Source organism: Dehalobacter sp. 12DCB1 (assembly GCF_004343605.1).
Taxonomy (GTDB): Bacteria; Bacillota; Desulfitobacteriia; order Desulfitobacteriales; family Syntrophobotulaceae; genus Dehalobacter.
Map to the genome: position 1 here is coordinate 153,447 of NZ_POSF01000018.1, position 15,453 is coordinate 168,899.

13 protein-coding genes are annotated in these 15,453 nt (G+C 44.0%); 8 read left to right on the top strand and 5 right to left on the bottom strand.

The features are described 5' to 3' along the window. Window positions 1–227 precede the first annotated feature (227 nt). Both rsgA and fliB read left to right on the top strand, forming a co-directional pair. Window positions 228–1,304 (top strand): ribosome small subunit-dependent GTPase A, encoded by a 1,077-nt coding sequence (gene rsgA / locus C1I38_RS11805; RefSeq protein ID WP_020491026.1) that lies wholly within the window; start codon window positions 228–230, stop codon window positions 1,302–1,304. 518 nt (window positions 1,305–1,822) lie between these two features. Continuing rightward, complete coding sequence (gene fliB / locus C1I38_RS11815) at window positions 1,823–3,067, top strand: flagellin lysine-N-methylase (protein WP_026156184.1); 1,245 nt, start codon at window positions 1,823–1,825, stop codon at window positions 3,065–3,067. A gap of 182 nt (window positions 3,068–3,249) precedes the next feature. Here fliB and mscL read toward each other — a convergent pair whose 3' ends face one another. Next, complete coding sequence (gene mscL, locus C1I38_RS11820) at window positions 3,250–3,657, bottom strand: large-conductance mechanosensitive channel protein MscL (protein WP_020491028.1); 408 nt, start codon at window positions 3,655–3,657, stop codon at window positions 3,250–3,252. Window positions 3,658–3,747: 90 nt separating this feature from the next. Next, window positions 3,748–5,913, bottom strand: a complete 2,166-nt coding sequence (locus C1I38_RS11825; RefSeq protein ID WP_020491029.1) for an ATP-binding protein — start codon at window positions 5,911–5,913, stop codon at window positions 3,748–3,750. A 185-nt stretch (window positions 5,914–6,098) separates the two neighbouring features. Here C1I38_RS11825 and C1I38_RS11830 point away from each other — a divergent pair, with 185 nt between their 5' ends. Next, window positions 6,099–6,518 carry a response regulator gene (locus C1I38_RS11830; RefSeq protein WP_020491030.1) on the top strand — a complete coding sequence of 140 codons (420 nt, stop codon included), beginning with the start codon at window positions 6,099–6,101 and terminating at the stop codon, window positions 6,516–6,518. A 213-nt stretch (window positions 6,519–6,731) separates the two neighbouring features. Here the strand turns inward: C1I38_RS11830 and galU are convergent, their stop codons facing one another. After that, window positions 6,732–7,652 (bottom strand): UTP--glucose-1-phosphate uridylyltransferase GalU, encoded by a 921-nt coding sequence (gene galU, locus C1I38_RS11835; protein ID WP_034381963.1) that lies wholly within the window; start codon window positions 7,650–7,652, stop codon window positions 6,732–6,734. 86 nt (window positions 7,653–7,738) lie between these two features. Next, window positions 7,739–8,614, bottom strand: coding sequence for a peroxiredoxin (locus tag C1I38_RS11840; RefSeq protein WP_348980854.1), 876 nt, complete (start codon window positions 8,612–8,614; stop codon window positions 7,739–7,741). A gap of 223 nt (window positions 8,615–8,837) precedes the next feature. Here C1I38_RS11840 and C1I38_RS11845 point away from each other — a divergent pair, with 223 nt between their 5' ends. The 3 genes from C1I38_RS11845 (at window position 8,838) to C1I38_RS11855 (ending at window position 12,449) form a co-directional block, all read left to right on the top strand. Then, entirely contained in the window at window positions 8,838–10,253 is a 1,416-nt protein-coding gene (locus tag C1I38_RS11845) for an HD-GYP domain-containing protein (RefSeq protein WP_020491033.1), read from the top strand. Window positions 10,254–10,294: 41 nt separating this feature from the next. Continuing rightward, window positions 10,295–11,263 (top strand): PIG-L family deacetylase, encoded by a 969-nt coding sequence (locus C1I38_RS11850; RefSeq protein WP_026156187.1) that lies wholly within the window; start codon window positions 10,295–10,297, stop codon window positions 11,261–11,263. A gap of 79 nt (window positions 11,264–11,342) precedes the next feature. Beyond that, window positions 11,343–12,449 carry a heparan-alpha-glucosaminide N-acetyltransferase domain-containing protein gene (locus tag C1I38_RS11855; protein ID WP_020491035.1) on the top strand — a complete coding sequence of 369 codons (1,107 nt, stop codon included), beginning with the start codon at window positions 11,343–11,345 and terminating at the stop codon, window positions 12,447–12,449. Window positions 12,450–12,499: 50 nt separating this feature from the next. Here the strand turns inward: C1I38_RS11855 and C1I38_RS11860 are convergent, their stop codons facing one another. Then, a complete protein-coding gene (locus C1I38_RS11860; protein ID WP_020491036.1) occupies window positions 12,500–13,345 on the bottom strand; it encodes a Gmad2 immunoglobulin-like domain-containing protein in 846 nt (281 codons plus the stop codon). 214 nt (window positions 13,346–13,559) lie between these two features. Between C1I38_RS11860 and C1I38_RS11865 the strand changes: the two genes are divergently transcribed. Then, window positions 13,560–13,859 (top strand): aspartyl beta-hydroxylase, encoded by a 300-nt coding sequence (locus tag C1I38_RS11865; RefSeq protein WP_015045216.1) that lies wholly within the window; start codon window positions 13,560–13,562, stop codon window positions 13,857–13,859. Next, window positions 13,846–15,444: an AarF/UbiB family protein gene (locus C1I38_RS11870; RefSeq protein WP_020491037.1), complete on the top strand. Its 1,599-nt coding sequence runs from the start codon at window positions 13,846–13,848 to the stop codon at window positions 15,442–15,444. Before C1I38_RS11865 ends, C1I38_RS11870 begins: the two co-directional genes overlap by 14 nt. Window positions 15,445–15,453: the final 9 nt, after the last annotated feature.

Here is a 15,453-nt window from a genome sequence, read left to right on the forward strand (position 1 = left end):
ACTCCATACGCTGGTTAGGCAGCTATGGTATAATTATACTGTATTTCATAATCAAATTTAAACTAAAGGAGTATGTTTTTATGATGATGTCCCGCAACGTTCACGAGCCCCTTGTCCTCTGCCGGGAGGGCAAACAGGTTTAATAACCTTGAAACCCTCCAAAAGATTTTCCTGACCATTTTGTAGATTACCCATTCATAATTTGGATTAAAAATTTTGGAGGAATCATGAATAAAAATCGATTAGCTGCCTACGGGCTGCATGATTGTTTTGCGCAAGAAGCCACTTTATTTGAAGGTTTGTATTTGGCAAGAGTGATTGAACAGCACCGGGATTTCTATCAGGTCATCACTGAACGTGGTGAAATACTGGCTGAGGTATCCGGCAGATTTATGTACAACGCGATGAACACTGCAGATTTTCCGGCTGTCGGAGATTGGGTCATGATTGACCGCCTGGATGACCATTCCGGCAACGCGATCATTCACCAGGTGCTGCACCGCCAAAGTGCCTTTGAGCGAAAAGCCGCAGGCACATCCCTTGCGGTACAGATTGTCGCGGCCAATATTGATGTTGTGTTTATCTGCATGTCCCTGAACGATGATTTCAACCTGCGCCGGCTGGAACGCTATCTTGCCATTGCTTTTAACAGCATGGCAACGCCTGTGATTGTTCTGACCAAGGCAGACCTCTGTGTTGATCTGGATAGGAAGCTGCAAATAATTGCAGACGTTAGTGCCGGCACAGATGTCGTGGTCTGTTCGATTATGACAGAAAATGGTTACCAGGATATTTTAGCCTATATTACCAAAGGTAAAACGGTCGCATTTATTGGTTCTTCCGGTGTCGGAAAATCGACCTTGATTAACCGCCTGCTGGGCCGGGAATTATTAGCAACCCGGGAGGTTAGGGATGACGACAGAGGACGGCATACAACAACCAGCCGTCAGCTGCTGATGCTTCCGGATGGCGGCCTTGTGATTGACACGCCCGGCATGCGGGAGCTGCAAATTGAATCCGGTGATCTTTCCCAAGCCTTCGATGAAATCACTGAACTTGCCCAAAAATGCAGATTTAAAGATTGTTCCCACTCCACGGAACCCGGATGCGCGGTACAAAAAGCAATTGAAACTGGGTTGCTTCGGCAGGACCGGCTAAACAGCTACCAGAAACTGCAGAGAGAACTTGATTACGATGGTCTGAATTTCCGTCAGCTGGAACAGGAGAAGATCAAAAAAATGTTTGGCAGCAAAGGCGAAATGAAACAGGCCATGCGTCGGGTCAAGAACAAAAAAGAAAGATAATACGAGTACAAGTAGACTCAAACTGATTGGTTTCTCTGATGCAGAACAAGCACCTTTGACAAAAGGCGCTTGTTCTGCATTTGATATTTAACCAGCCGTTTACAGTGATCTTGATATATGCTCCAAAGTTACCCCAGCAGTAATTGTTTGCAGGGTGCTTGATTGGTAAAGCGTAGTCGGCAAGGCTACTGCTTCACTTGAAAGCGTTGCGACGAATAACATCATGGCGATAACAACAGATAATGCTTTTTAAAATTGAATCATGATAATTTGTTTATCTCCTCTTTCCGTCTGAATTTCTGTCTATACACAGAAAAAATTTGGAGTTTCTTCCAAATTATTTCAAGTATACACCTCGTCCAACTGTTTATCTAGTTTTTTGGCGTAATTTTCTTCTCATTATCTGTATCATTCTTTGCTATATGTTGATGTTGTAGCAAATTGTTATGTGCAGTCTCAACCTGGAATATGACACATAGGATAATGGTATGAATATAAACCACGATGAGGTGTGTGCCATGATCGAAGCAAAAAGAAATGTTTTGTCCCCTTCCTATCTGAAAACCTTCAGCTGTATTGCCTCAGCCTGTGAGAATTCCTGCTGCTTAGGATTTACCATCCGAATCGATTCGGAAACCTTCAGCAAATACAAGGTGGAAGATGATCCCGTCATCCGCAAGTTATTTGAAGAAAATATTTATGTCATCCGCAGTTCGTCAGCAAAACAGGATTATATCACCATCAATCCGACCGAAGATTATCGTTGTCCTTTTCTCACGGAAGAAAAATTGTGTTTCCTGCAATGCCGAAGAGGAGAAGAATACTTATCCGAGATTTGCGCTTCCTTTCCCTGTATCACCAATATTTTCAACGGTGTCCTGGAAAAATCAGCGACTCTAGCTTGTCCGGAAGCGGCACGTCTGGCTCTGCTGCAGCTTGAGGGAATGGATTTAATCGAAGTTGAAGAACCCAATGATACCCGAAATTTTGTTTACAATTGTTTGAACACCAATGACAGGATATTCCAAAATAAACCTACAAAGTACCTATCTGAACTTAGAGAATTCACTTGGCGTATCCTGAAAGATAGAAGATACCATTTAGATGACAGAGTTGTTTTTCTTGGGGCCTTTATGAAGGAGGTTGATCGGCTGGAAAAAGCGCCTGATGTTGATAGAATCCCAGATCTCATTTTGAGCTACACAGCTCTTTTTACGGATGCTTCAGCAATGCAGGATATAACAGCTATTTCTGTTTCTCAGGCCTCACGCATTTCCCTGTTTCTACCTCCTACGATCCGTGTGATTCTTCCCTCAATTGAATCAGACCGGTATCTACGTTGCTTCAGTAAATTTTTAGAAGGAATCCGTTTTTATGATTCAACAAGTTATGCCCAAGTTGGTAAATGCTATGAAGAAGCCTATCAAAGGTATTACTCCCCTTTTATGCTTGAACATGGTTATATCCTGGAAAACTACCTTTTAAATTACGTTTTTATGAAGCTGTTTCCTTATGACTTGAATGGGAATTCAGTTTATTACTGTTACTTGCTGTTGGCAGTCAATTATGCCTTGCTCAAAATGCAGCTCGTTGGAATATCTGCTTATCAGCAGGAATTGAACGCTGATACTGCCATCATGGTGATTCAATCCTATACAAAAGCTGTCGAACATAAATACCCGATTCTTCATAACCTGATTCAAGTCCTCAAACAAAGCCATTTAGATTCTCTCGTCCATATCAAAGTTTTCGTGAAGGATTAAAGGTATCAAGACTAGCAATGGAAATATCGGATACTATATTCAAATTTCAATTAGAACTGAAGCACAATGAAAAAAAATGATGCAACAAGAAAGCACCTTTCTCCATAGGAAAGATGCGCTTAAACATTCTATTTGTTGTTCACAGCTTTATCTAATGTTAATCAATATATATTAAAATCAAATTACCTGAATTTCAGGATATCCCTTATCTCCGTAAGCAGGATTTCCTGTTTGGAAGGTTCAGGAGGTACTACTTCGGGAGCGGGCGGCTCTTCTTCTTTCTTTGTCCTGAATCTTATCAGCACTTTCAGCATAAAGAAGATGGCCAGTGAAATAATCAGAAAATCAACAATCGATTGAATGAATGCGCCATACCTGATCGCTGCTTCCGGTACACCGTCTGTAGCTTCCGTAATTACAATTTTCAGATTGGTGAAATTAATCCTTCCGAGCAAGAATCCGATAACCGGCATCAGTATATCATTAACTAGAGACGTGACAATCTTCCCGAAGGCACCACCAATAATTACGGCTACCGCCAAATCGACAACGTTACCTTTCATGATGAACTGTTTGAATTCGTTAACCATCGAACCACTCCTCTCTGTAACCATTATAATCAAACATACTGTCTTGCACAACGGTTCCTCACCGCTCTTTGCCAGCCAAAGAATATTATTTCAATATTCTAACAAACGCTGAACTGTACTGATCAATTCGGTCAGATCAACAGAATATTGCAAATAGCTTACTTGCTGGTTCCCTCTGTACTGTATTGTTTCATCCGTTTCTTTAACCATTAATGACGGCTGCATTGACGTCACAAGCAGCAAGATCCTGGAATCAGGCCATTGTTTGCGGCATTCAGCAATTAATGCTGACGTCTTCGGGCCACCCTCCCCATCCGGTGATTCGGCAATAACGACTTTGGGATAAATTTCAAAGGAGCCCATTTCATCGGAGCCTTGTAGCGCCCTTTTTAGGCCTGAAATCGTTATTACTTTTACCCCAGTGCTCAAAAGGGCCTGCTCCAACGGATAATTAAACAAATTATCTTCCAGTGCAATCAGGACGTCAGTCTCACTGTTTTTTTGGTTTGCCGCCGGGGGGAAACTCATTGAAAAGACAGCGCCACCATCTTCTCTGTTAAAAGCCGTAATTTCACCGCCATGATTATGTACGATAGCCCGAACAATTGGAAGTCCGAGACCGGTTCCCCTTTCTTTCGTGGTAAAAAACGGACGGAATAAATTTTTAATGGCTTCCGGCGTTAATCCCGGCCCGTTATCCATGACATCGATACAAACCTGATTGCCGCGTTCTTCCAACCAAATGATTACTCTGCCCCCGGCGTCTGCAGCCTGGACTGCATTTCGTACCAAATTTAGCATGACCTGCGTTAATTGGCCTGGATCAGCTGCCACCGGTGAAACCTTTCTTGTTTCCAAAATAATATCCGACTTTGTACCCATGGCTTCTCCTTGAAACAATGGCATAAGTTCCTGGAGAAAAGCAACTGGGTCAATCGGTTCAGCTTCAATGTTGGATGGTTTTCCAAGTAATAAAAATTCATTTAATAAACGGGTGACCCTGTCAAGTTCCCTCAAAACCAGGTCTTTATAATTGCGTGTCAGTTCAGGATCTTTCTTGCGGCCCATGAGCTGTAGAAGTCCGCTTGCCGCACTGATTGGATTACGTAGCTCATGCGCCAGGACGCCCACCATCTTTGCAGTCGCCTCAAAACGTTCAGCCTGACGGGCACTCTCTTGCCAGCGGTAATAATCCGTCCGATCCTCAAGCAGCAGCAACCAGCCTCTGACTGTTGTTTCTTCCAGCAGCGGAGATACTTGCCAGTCAACGCGGCAAATGTCGGAATCACTGTACTTAGTCGGGAAAGAATCCATTTGTCCGCCAACAGGGATAATGGTATTGGAACGGATATAACCCAGCCACGGTCCCGGCCAATCAGCGATCGGGCTTCCGAGCAGGTCAACATTTGCACCATTCATCAATTGCTCTGCTTGTCTGTTGGCATAGATAATTCGATAATGACGGTCAATCATAACAACTGCACTGCCAACCGCACCCAAAAGTACATCCAGCTGTTTCTTGAGCAGTCGGCATAAACAAACCCCATCAAAAGCAATGATACATTCTTCTGCCATTAGAGGGAGCAGAAATTCCGCCCGACTGAAATCACGAGGCTGTAAAACGCCTAACTCTCCGTGTAAATTACCTTGCTTGATTTCAAAGACCATTGTTTCAAAAGAATATCTGTTTAAACGGGCAGCCTCTACCGCATGCTCATCACCTTTGATCATTAAGGCAGAGAATCCTGCGTCCGTATACTCCAGCCAGCTCCCCTCTGCATCAAGCAGGATAATCAGAGCATTTAAAATAAGCTCAAGCAATTGATCCTGAACGCTTTCTTCTCCGTGACAAAGCGATATTACAGTATGGTTCAATTTACGCAAAGCAGATAATTCAACAGTTCGCATCTCTCCGCTAAATCCGGCCAGCGCATTCTGGAAGCTGCTGAGCATATCCGCAGCTAAACGCGCCCGATCAGTCACAGAAAAATTTGATTTTTCCTGCCGGCAGGAAGAGCACTCCACTGCATCCAGAAAGAAACCATCATTCAATGGCCAGCGAACAATTTGCCAGCTGAACGCTTCATATGTCTGATGACAAATGGAGCAAGACTCAGGCCTTTTCGTTAATAACGTATCATTTTCAGATACAATCATCAATTCCAAATGCAAACCTGCTCCGATACATTGCAAAAAAATGTTCCAGCGTTCCGACTTGAACATTTCGACTGCCTCAATCCACTCGGACACGGTCATGGTCCTCCTTTGCCTATCCAATCTGTACATAAGCAAATTCGACCAGAATTGATGATTTCCTTCCAGATATTACACTATTTTTTCCATGTAAGTCTGATTAAGGAAACACGACTCGACACTATTCGCTCTACCCCAGTGTTATACTGAAAATAGTCCTAATCCATATTTAATTGGAGGATTGACACATGAATAAAATATTGGTCGTTGAAGATAACCCCGTTATTGGAATGGTTATTCAAACCGTGTTAACCGATGAAGGGCATCAGGTTGAAGTGCGGAAAAGCGCCATGGAAGGTCTGTACCTGATGTACACCGGTTTTATTCCTGATTTAGTCCTTACTGATTTGATTATGAGAGAAATGGATGGCAGAGATCTTATCCAGAAAATGCGCAATGACAAAAGGCTTTGCAGTATTCCTGCAGTCATTATCACGGCTTCAATCCCTAACGCAGAAAATTTACCTGATCAGGATCAATTCCAGGGTTTGCTAAGTAAGCCCTTTGACCTGGAAGATTTAGTCGAAACTGTTGACAAGCTGATCAATCATCAGACACTTGTAACCAATAGTGCTGCACTTCAGACTTCGACACCGGTCGCAGTATAGTAACTGAATAAAAAAACTAATGAATTTAAATTGAGCTGAATAAATAAAGACTACACCTTTATTGACAGTACCAACCAAAACCTCCATAAATCCCAACCAGGTTCCATGATATTTTATTTATTGAAGCTATATGAAAAGGATGTAAAGAAAATTTCTTTGCATCCTTTTTAGGGCTTTTTATTGGCCTGAATCTTACTTCTTCTCCGTTGGCTCTTAGGAAGCAGCGGAGCTGCCTCTTTTCTTAGTTTTTCTTTGCGTTATTTTATTTCTGTTAAGATATAGTTCGTCAAGGTATTCCGCAAATTTTGTTCCAAGATTTGGCGACTCCAACGCAAACTCTACTGTAGCCTTTAGGTAACCCAATTTGTCGCCTGCATCGTAGCGTTTACCCTCAAACAGGCAGGCATAGAGCTGTTCATCCCTGCTTTGTGCTTTCAACGCATCAGTAAGTTGAATTTCTCCTCCCGCTCCTACTTTAATACTTTCTAAGTATTTGAATATGGTAGGATTAATGATATATCTGCCCATGATAGCCAATCTGGAAGGAGCTTTGGTCGGAATTGGTTTTTCCACAAGATTTTTCACGCGCCAGATGTTGCCCTGGTGGTCCAACGGATCAATAATCCCATATTTGTTAACTTCACTCTCTGGTACTTCCTGAATCCCGATCACACTGGAAGAAGTCTTTTCGGCTATATCCATGAGTTGTTGGGTTGCCGGTGTTTCCGATTTAATAATATCATCACCTAGAAGAACTGCAAACGGTTCCTGTCCTACAAATGACTTTGCGCAATAAATGGCATGTCCGAGGCCAAGTGGTTCGTTCTGGCGGATATAATGGATATTTGCCATATAAGAAAGATTCTTTATTTTCTCAAGCAGGTCAAGCTGGCCGTTCTTTTTTAGATGAGCTTCAAGCTCAGGTGAACGGTCATAGTAGTCGACGATGGGCCACTTGCCCCTGCCAGTAATAATTAAAATATCTTTGATACCTGAGGCTATAGCTTCATCTACAATGTATTGAATCGTCGGCTTATCAACAATCGGCAGCATCTCTTTCGGCAAGGACTTCGTTGCAGGCAGAAATCTCGTTCCAAGACCTGCTGCAGGTATTACGGCTTTCGTAACTTTCATTGGAGACCTCCAAAAAAATTTTATATCATCCACCACCGGCCAAGAACTATGTTTTCCCGTCTTTTCCGGTGGCTGCAAGGCCTTCATCATTTACTTTTTTCGCGTCTGAAACAGAGGAACCAGTCCAGACAATATTGATCTTCCGTCTGATTCTCCATTCTCTCTTTTGCGGTACCGCAGGAACCGGCCGTAGGTACGATGACATCCTGTCCCGGTCGCCAGTTCGCAGGCGTCGCAACCTGGTCCGCATCTGCTTTTTGCAGCGCGATAATGATTCGTTTTATTTCATCAAAGTTTCTTCCGGTGGAAAGCGGATAATACTGGATTGTCCGGATCGTTCCCTTCGGATCAATCACAAAGACAGCTCTTACCGCCTGAGTCGTGGACTGGCCGGGCTGGATCATCCCGTATTTTTTAGCCACTTCCATCTTGATATCCTCAATCAGCGGAAACTTCACTTCAACATTTTTCATGCCGTTCCATTCAAGTTCCTGGATTTTTCTGAGCCAGGCGATATGTGCATAAAGGGAATCGACCGACAAACCGACGAGCGAAGTGTTCAACGCTTTGAATTCTTCTTCCATCGTAGCAAAGGTCATAAATTCAGTTGTACAGACCGGGGTAAAATCTGCCGGATGAGAGAAAAGGATGACCCACTTGCCGTAATAGTCTTCCGGGAAACTGATATTGCCCTGTGTCGTCACTGCTTTAAAAGACGGCGCCTTGTCCCCTATTAAAGGCATTCTGAAAGCTTGTTCAACTTCCATGATATAGTCCTCCTTCGTTTTCAGAACCTCAGCCCTCTCCTTGACTTCTTTATAGGCTTCACCGGCCTTGTCTTTGAGGGCTTCCGCTTTCTCCTTTACTTCTTCGAAGGTATCTTCTGCCTTGCCCTTAAAATCTGTGGTTTTCTCCTTGACTTCATCGATCAGCTTGCCGATTTTGTCCTTGATCCCATCCATAGAAAAAACCTCCTTAACGTCGTTTTTTAATCCAAGGATACGCCGAATCATCCGTTGCTTAGAATATTGAATTATTTTCCTTAAAGTATATTCAGCACTAAAATGTTACTTCCTCTATGATCTTCAAAAATTTTCCTAAATATTTGAAAAAATATGACGATATATTAATTACCCGTTTGATTATTGCATCTTATAGTTTGTTTTATATAAGGAGAATAGGGATATGAAACAAGACCGGGGATGGTTAGAAACGACTTTCGAATCGATCAGTGACGCTGTTATCTTGACGGATATACAAGGCAATATACAATTATTAAGTCAGAAGGCCGAATTGCTTACCGGCTGGACGAACGAAGAAGCGCTTCACAAACCGCTGACCGAAGTATTTCAGCTTTTGAACGCAGATACCCATGAAGTACTTGGCGACAATCTGCTGAGTGTGCTTAAAACAGGCAAAAATGTTGTATTTGCCAAAAATGCTGTCTTGCTCTCTAAAACGGGTCAAAAGCGTCCGGTCAAGAGTAAGTCCAAACCGGTGAAGGATAAAGAAAACCATATCCAGGGTATCGTACTTGTATTTAAAGAACTGGCCAGAAAAAACAAAAAACTTGCCAAAACTGAATCATTAAGCTTTCACGATCCGCTTACTGGCTTATACAACCGTAAGTTTTTTGAGGAAGAATTTAAAAGACTGAATACCGAAAGAAATCTACCGATCTCTCTAGCCATCATTGACGTCGATTACCTGGACGAGGTAAAGAAAGCCTTCGGCAATGCCGAAGGAGACAACCTAATCAAAAGAGTCGCTGAAGTTATTAAACAGGAATGCCGTGTTGACGATATTGTTGCCAGAGTCAGTGAAAATGAATTTATGATCTTGCTGCCAAAGACTAACTCCAAACAGGCCGATATTCTTGTAAACCGGATTAATGACTTGGTAAATAAAGAAAAATTAGACGCGCTGGACCTTCCCATATGTACCGGCTGTGATACAATAAAAAAGAAAGAAAATGAAATTGCTCTCGTCTATAAGGAAGCTGTAGAGAAAACTAAGAGCACAGCCAAAAACAGACCGGCTAATGCTTTAATCGAAATCATCATGGAAACTCTGTACCATAAGAATGATATGGAAGAAAAAGAATCCGCTCAGGTAAGTGAGTTTTGTGCCGAAATCGGTCAAACCCTGGAATTGAGCGAGAAAAACATTGAAAATCTTGAGATAATTGGACTCATCAGAAACATTGGCAAGGTCAGTCTCGACAGCAGGATTCTTCACAAACCGGACAAGCTGACTGATTCTGAGATGGCGGAAATTAAGCGTCATCCGGAGCTCGGCCATGAAATCCTCAGCACAATGAATGAATATGCACATCTCTCGGATTACGTCTTGGCTCATCATGAACGATGGGACGGGAAGGGATATCCCAAAGGTCTGAAAGGTGAAGAGATTCCTTTGGAAGCCAGAATCGTGGCGATTGCCGATGCTTATAATGCGATGACCAGCAGCCGGCCTTATCGAAAAGCTATGGACGAGAGATCTGCTGCAGAAGAAATCCTGAGAAATGCCGGAACCCAGTTTGATCCTCATCTGGCCAAAGTCTTTATCGAAAAAGTGCTTGGGAAAGAACATGTAGAATAGGTAGCTGAATATCTATCTAAAACAGGATGGGTTTAGGACCGATGAAAAAAAAATATTGGATACTGTTATGGATCATCTTTATATTTATCACGCTTGCCGGGGTAAAGTGGACCCTAGTAAACAGTGGAGCTAACCAGAATAATTCGGTCCCCTCGGCAACGGATTATTTTGATGTTTCTTCTGATAATTCAGCGGACAATTCTTCCGATACCCTCTCTGATACTTCAGACATGACTGACAATACCGACAGAGATGCCACTGATACAGCTGGTCAATCTAACTCATCAGGTTCTCCTTCCGACAATCCATCGACCACGTCCGAACCTTTAACAGATTCGTCATTTTCTGATCAGGCGGCTATCTTTTATGTCCCGCATCCGGATGATGAGGTTTTAAACATGGGAGCTGCTGTTCTGGAAGCGCAAAATCACTATCAGCCTGTCGTCCTGGTACTTTTGACCAAAGGTGCAGCAAGCGGCGCATTTAAAGAAGTTAACGACCGGCTCGCGGCATATGCCCTTCCACCTATCACGCCTGCTGAATTCACAGAAGCGCGCGTGCGGGATTTCTATGAATCAACCAGATACCTCGGCATCCAGACGGATAACATTTATGTCTATGACCTTCCAGATGGTCAGGTGACTCCGGCCTCGGTCCGCGAAATTATCCTGACTTTTGAAGCTAAGTATCCGCAAGCGCTTCATCAAGCGATGTCCCCCGGCGATACCCACCCGGATCATGCAGCTGGAGGTACCGCACTTCATGAGCTTCAGAATGAAAACCTCATATCCTCGTGCCGCTATATTATTTCCCGGCCGCTCTGGGATCTCTATCCGGCGGCAAATATAACGAGATCCGTCTCCCAGGAAAACATGATCCAATATCAGAACGCCCTGAATGCTTATTACGTCTGGAACCCGGATGCTGGACGCTACAGTACCGGTATCCTATCAACGAGCTACAATTTCGGCCTAGCCCAAAAAATTTTAGAAGCCCACTGGACTTGGTAGCCAGTAATATCATTGACATGTAAATATATAATAGAAATGTATTAAAAATTATTACAAACTTCGATTAAAGGATAACGCTATGAAAAGAATAACGAACCGGATTAAAGCCCTTGATTTTGCGCGGGCTCTGTCCGTACTGCTTTTGTTCCTCACCTTTGTTCCGGAAGGGCCTCTCTACGGGGCCTATATTACGCATGCTCCGTGGTTTGGTTATACCGCCATCGACTTTGCTTTTCCAGCCTTTGTGACACTTTCCGGAACCAGTATGGCGATTGCCTACCGCAAACATGTGCCATGGGGACGACTAATTAGAAGGTTTTTTGTGCTAATTATCATTGGCCTGATTTTTAATTCCCTGGTATCCTGGGAATTTCATCTTTCCGAGCTGCGCTTAACCGGAGTTCTTCAGGTTCTGGCTTTTACCGGAATTATGACAGCTCTGATCGCCAGAGTATCCGGGAAATGGTTCTGGCCATTCACCGCCGGACTACTTATTCTGGCTGCCTATCTTGGCATTCTCTTATATACAAGCCAGTCTTTTCCGGACAGTTTACCTTCGCCGGACCATAATTTATCCGGAATGATTGATCCGTTTATTTTCACAAAGAGCCATCTTTATGTTCACGGCGATGCCGGATATGATCCGGAAGGAATATGTACGCTTTTTTCCGCAATTACCAGCACGCTTTTCGGTTATACGGCAGGTTTGTTTTTGAACAATAAAAACATTAGCCGAAATTTCTTGAAAATCCTGGCTCTGGCTGGTGTTCTTCTGCTGCTTACCCCGCTGCTGTCCAACTTTATCCCAATCGGCAAACGACTCTGGACACCGTCCTTTGTGACGCTGTCATCCGGTGCCACCATTCTTGTTTTGGCCTTTGCCCACTTGATCTGGGACCCGCAGATCCCGGTTATCAGCAAGCTCCGGGCACCTGTCTACTGGGTGTTTGAGGCGATCGGCCGCAATGCGATCCTGCTGTATTTTGGTTCTTCGATGGTATTCTCGGTTATGCATCATATGATCCTGAAAATGAATGGGAATACCCTCTCGGTTTTTGAATTTTCTTATAACTGGGTGAAATCCTGGAGTACCAACCCTCAGCTTGGCTTTATTGCGATTTATACCGGGCTCTGGGTCCTGCTGGCTGTCTTGCTGCACTGGCGTAAGCTTTATCTTACGGTGTGACTAATCCCTGCTTAATCGGTTTTGTATTTTAATAAGAAAACTTAATCCGATCACCATTTAACAGGAATAATGACCTTATTCAGATCGCTTCCGTCCTTCATGCTGGACTCGAATACTTCGAGCTGACCGCTTCCTGCTGCCGACGGCGTAAATGTCAGCGAGGCTTCGAAATCGCCTCGGCCTGGTGCCCCTGCTGCCGCCATTGTGTTGCCTTCTGCCAGAATATTACCTTGTGCATCCCTTAAGCGGTAGCTTACGACAGCTTCGAAGATTTGGGCATTTCCGGTGATCTTCAGTGGGCTCGTTATGGTTTGGCCGTCGACAGGAGCCGTAACCCAGATCGCCGGTTCATAGACCGAGCTGAGATCCCTGGCAAAGGGTTGCTCATAAAGACCGACGTGGCCCCACCAGTCCATGCCGTTTTCAGCCTTGCCGTTTACGATAAACTGAACTTTTTTGATCGTCGGGAACTCCGTCAGTGTATTGACAATGCTGGCAATTCCAAGCGTTTCGCCGCTGGCACCAACGTTCGCATGCAGCACCTCTTCGGAAAAATCAATGGTTGCCAAGCCGTTTTCAATATTAACTTCTAAAATTTTCGTGTCGGCGGGAAGTACCTTAAATGCGCCTGCCGTTACAGGGGTACCGTTAATTAGCTCCTCAAGAGCTGCCCGGGCAACACCTGCGCTTTTCGGGATCTCATGCACCTCTCTGACCAGGTATGTTTCATTATTACTATCCTTTAGATAATAGACCGCTGCTTTCATCGTTCCAACAGCAGAGGGTTCAGGCTCAGGAGAAGGCTCCGGAGTTGGTCCTGTCTGCGACTGACACCCTGCCAGGCTCACTAAAGCCAAAAACATGAATGTAACGAAGAGATTCCTGATCACTTTCATCGCGTATTTTCCTCCTTGTCGTTATTCTCGAGTAGCTTGCGGTTGTGAGGGTTAAAATATAGCTTTAGTCATATCTTAACACAAAATCCCAGAGCAATGAATATCTGAAAAATCGATCAATCCAAAGATTAGGCATAAGTAAACATTTTACATTTTCTATATATTTTAGACCTATTTTTAGATATACTAAAAGCATAAAGGGGGTTGTTAAAGTATGAATGCAAGCGATGAAATGAAAAAATTCTTTCTGGCGGGAATTGGGGCAATAGCGACGACGGCCGAAAAAGCTAAGGAAGTCATTGATTCATTAATTGAAAAAGGTGAGCTTACCGTCGAACAAGGCAAAGTCATCAACGAGGAATTAAAACGCAACCTTTCTGAAAATCTACATCATCATTCTTCCGCCCGTCACATGGAGGATCTTCTGCAAAAGGTTAACACGCTCAATGAAGAAGAGCTCTCTGTACTCAAAGAAAAGCTCGCAGAGATGGAGAAAAAGAATGACCCAAACTGAGGTCAAACTATCATCCGCAGCCCGCTTAAAGGAAATGGTCACTGTGCTGAAACGCCATGGAATCATCCACGGCGTTTCTCCAGCCAAGCTAAAATTCATCCTGGAAGACCTCGGCCCGACGTATGTCAAGCTCGGTCAGATTATGTCTATGCGCACAGATATGCTCCCGAAGAGTTACTGCAATGAACTGGCCGAGCTGCGGACCGATGTGAAGCCGATGATTTATGAAGAAGTGCTTCAGGTCATCGCCTCAGAATACGGTTTCGCCCCAGAGGAAGCTTTTCAGGAAATCGACCCTGTGTGCATCGGCTCGGCATCGATTGCGCAGGTGCACAAAGCCGTGCTGAAAAACGGCAAAGTCGTCGTGCTGAAGGTGCAACGCCCCGGAATTTATCAAACGATGGAACGGGATATCCAACTGCTGAAAAAAGCAATCTCGCTGATCAAAGTCTTAAACATCAATGTCGGAGATATCGACTTTAGAATGTTTATCGATGAAATGTGGGCGACTGCCCAGCAGGAAATGAACTTTATTGCCGAAGCAAACTATATCAAAGAATTTACCGACCTGAATACAGGTGTGAAGTATATTGCCTTTCCACTGATCGAACGTCAGCTGTGCACCCCGAGAGTACTTGTTATGGAATACATCGATGGCGTTCAAATCGATGATCTTGATAAGCTTCATGCACTTGGCTACGATCTAAATGAGATCGGAATAAAACTCGCCGAAAATTATGTCAAACAAATTGTCGATGACGGCTTGTTTCATGCGGATCCGCATCCGGGAAATATCTTTATCCGAGACGGAAAAATCGTCTGGCTCGATTTAGGGATGGTTGGAAAAATCAATAATCATGACCGGCTGCTGTTGAAAAAAATCATCCTGGCTATCGTCCAGCATGATATTGAAGGATTAAAAGAAGTATTTCTATTACTCGATACGATCAAAGGCAGGGTAAACCACACCAGGCTCTATGAAGATATCGAAAGCTTGTTGGAGCGCTATGGTGATTTGGATCTGTCTGAGCTGCATTTTGGCCAGATCATGGAAGAAGTCAAGGAAGTTCTTAATTTCCATCAGATATCCCTACCGACAGGCTTCACGATACTTGGGCGCGGGGTCATTACGATCGAGGGAGTACTCGCCGTATGTTGTCCGAAAGTCAATTTCATTCAAATCATGGCCAATCACGTTTCCGGAAAATTCCTAAGTGAGTTGGATGCAAGACAGGAATTGGTTTCTGCAGGGCTTTCTTTGTACGGTTTCACCAAAAACAGTCTGGAATTGCCGGTTCAGTTCGCCAACATCCTCAAAATGGCGATGAGAGGACAGGCCAAGATCAATATTGATCTGTCCAGTGCCGATGAACCCGTACGTCAGGCCGACATGATTATGGACAAGCTCGTCTTGAGCATTCTCAGTGCGGCCTTCCTAATCGGGGCCAGTCTGGTCTGTATGACGAGCATCACGCCCCGGCTGCTTGGGATTCCGGTCATCAGCCTGATCGGCTATCTGATCGCACTTCTGATGGCAGGATGGCTAATGGCGAAAATTTTTTTCAAAAGACTGAAGAAAAAATAATTGTCTATC

Excerpts from the sequence above, each read along its gene's own strand:
- rsgA (WP_020491026.1), top strand. The coding sequence starts at position 228 with ATGAATAAAAATCGATTAGCTGCCTACGGGCTGCATGATTGTTTTGCG.
- fliB (WP_026156184.1), top strand. The coding sequence starts at position 1,823 with ATGATCGAAGCAAAAAGAAATGTTTTGTCCCCTTCCTATCTGAAAACC.
- mscL (WP_020491028.1), bottom strand. The coding sequence starts at position 3,657 with ATGGTTAACGAATTCAAACAGTTCATCATGAAAGGTAACGTTGTCGAT.
- C1I38_RS11825 (WP_020491029.1), bottom strand. The coding sequence starts at position 5,913 with ATGACCGTGTCCGAGTGGATTGAGGCAGTCGAAATGTTCAAGTCGGAA.
- C1I38_RS11830 (WP_020491030.1), top strand. The coding sequence starts at position 6,099 with ATGAATAAAATATTGGTCGTTGAAGATAACCCCGTTATTGGAATGGTT.
- galU (WP_034381963.1), bottom strand. The coding sequence starts at position 7,652 with ATGAAAGTTACGAAAGCCGTAATACCTGCAGCAGGTCTTGGAACGAGA.
- C1I38_RS11840 (WP_348980854.1), bottom strand. The coding sequence starts at position 8,614 with ATGGATGGGATCAAGGACAAAATCGGCAAGCTGATCGATGAAGTCAAG.
- C1I38_RS11845 (WP_020491033.1), top strand. The coding sequence starts at position 8,838 with ATGAAACAAGACCGGGGATGGTTAGAAACGACTTTCGAATCGATCAGT.
- C1I38_RS11850 (WP_026156187.1), top strand. The coding sequence starts at position 10,295 with ATGAAAAAAAAATATTGGATACTGTTATGGATCATCTTTATATTTATC.
- C1I38_RS11855 (WP_020491035.1), top strand. The coding sequence starts at position 11,343 with ATGAAAAGAATAACGAACCGGATTAAAGCCCTTGATTTTGCGCGGGCT.
- C1I38_RS11860 (WP_020491036.1), bottom strand. The coding sequence starts at position 13,345 with ATGAAAGTGATCAGGAATCTCTTCGTTACATTCATGTTTTTGGCTTTA.
- C1I38_RS11865 (WP_015045216.1), top strand. The coding sequence starts at position 13,560 with ATGAATGCAAGCGATGAAATGAAAAAATTCTTTCTGGCGGGAATTGGG.
- C1I38_RS11870 (WP_020491037.1), top strand. The coding sequence starts at position 13,846 with ATGACCCAAACTGAGGTCAAACTATCATCCGCAGCCCGCTTAAAGGAA.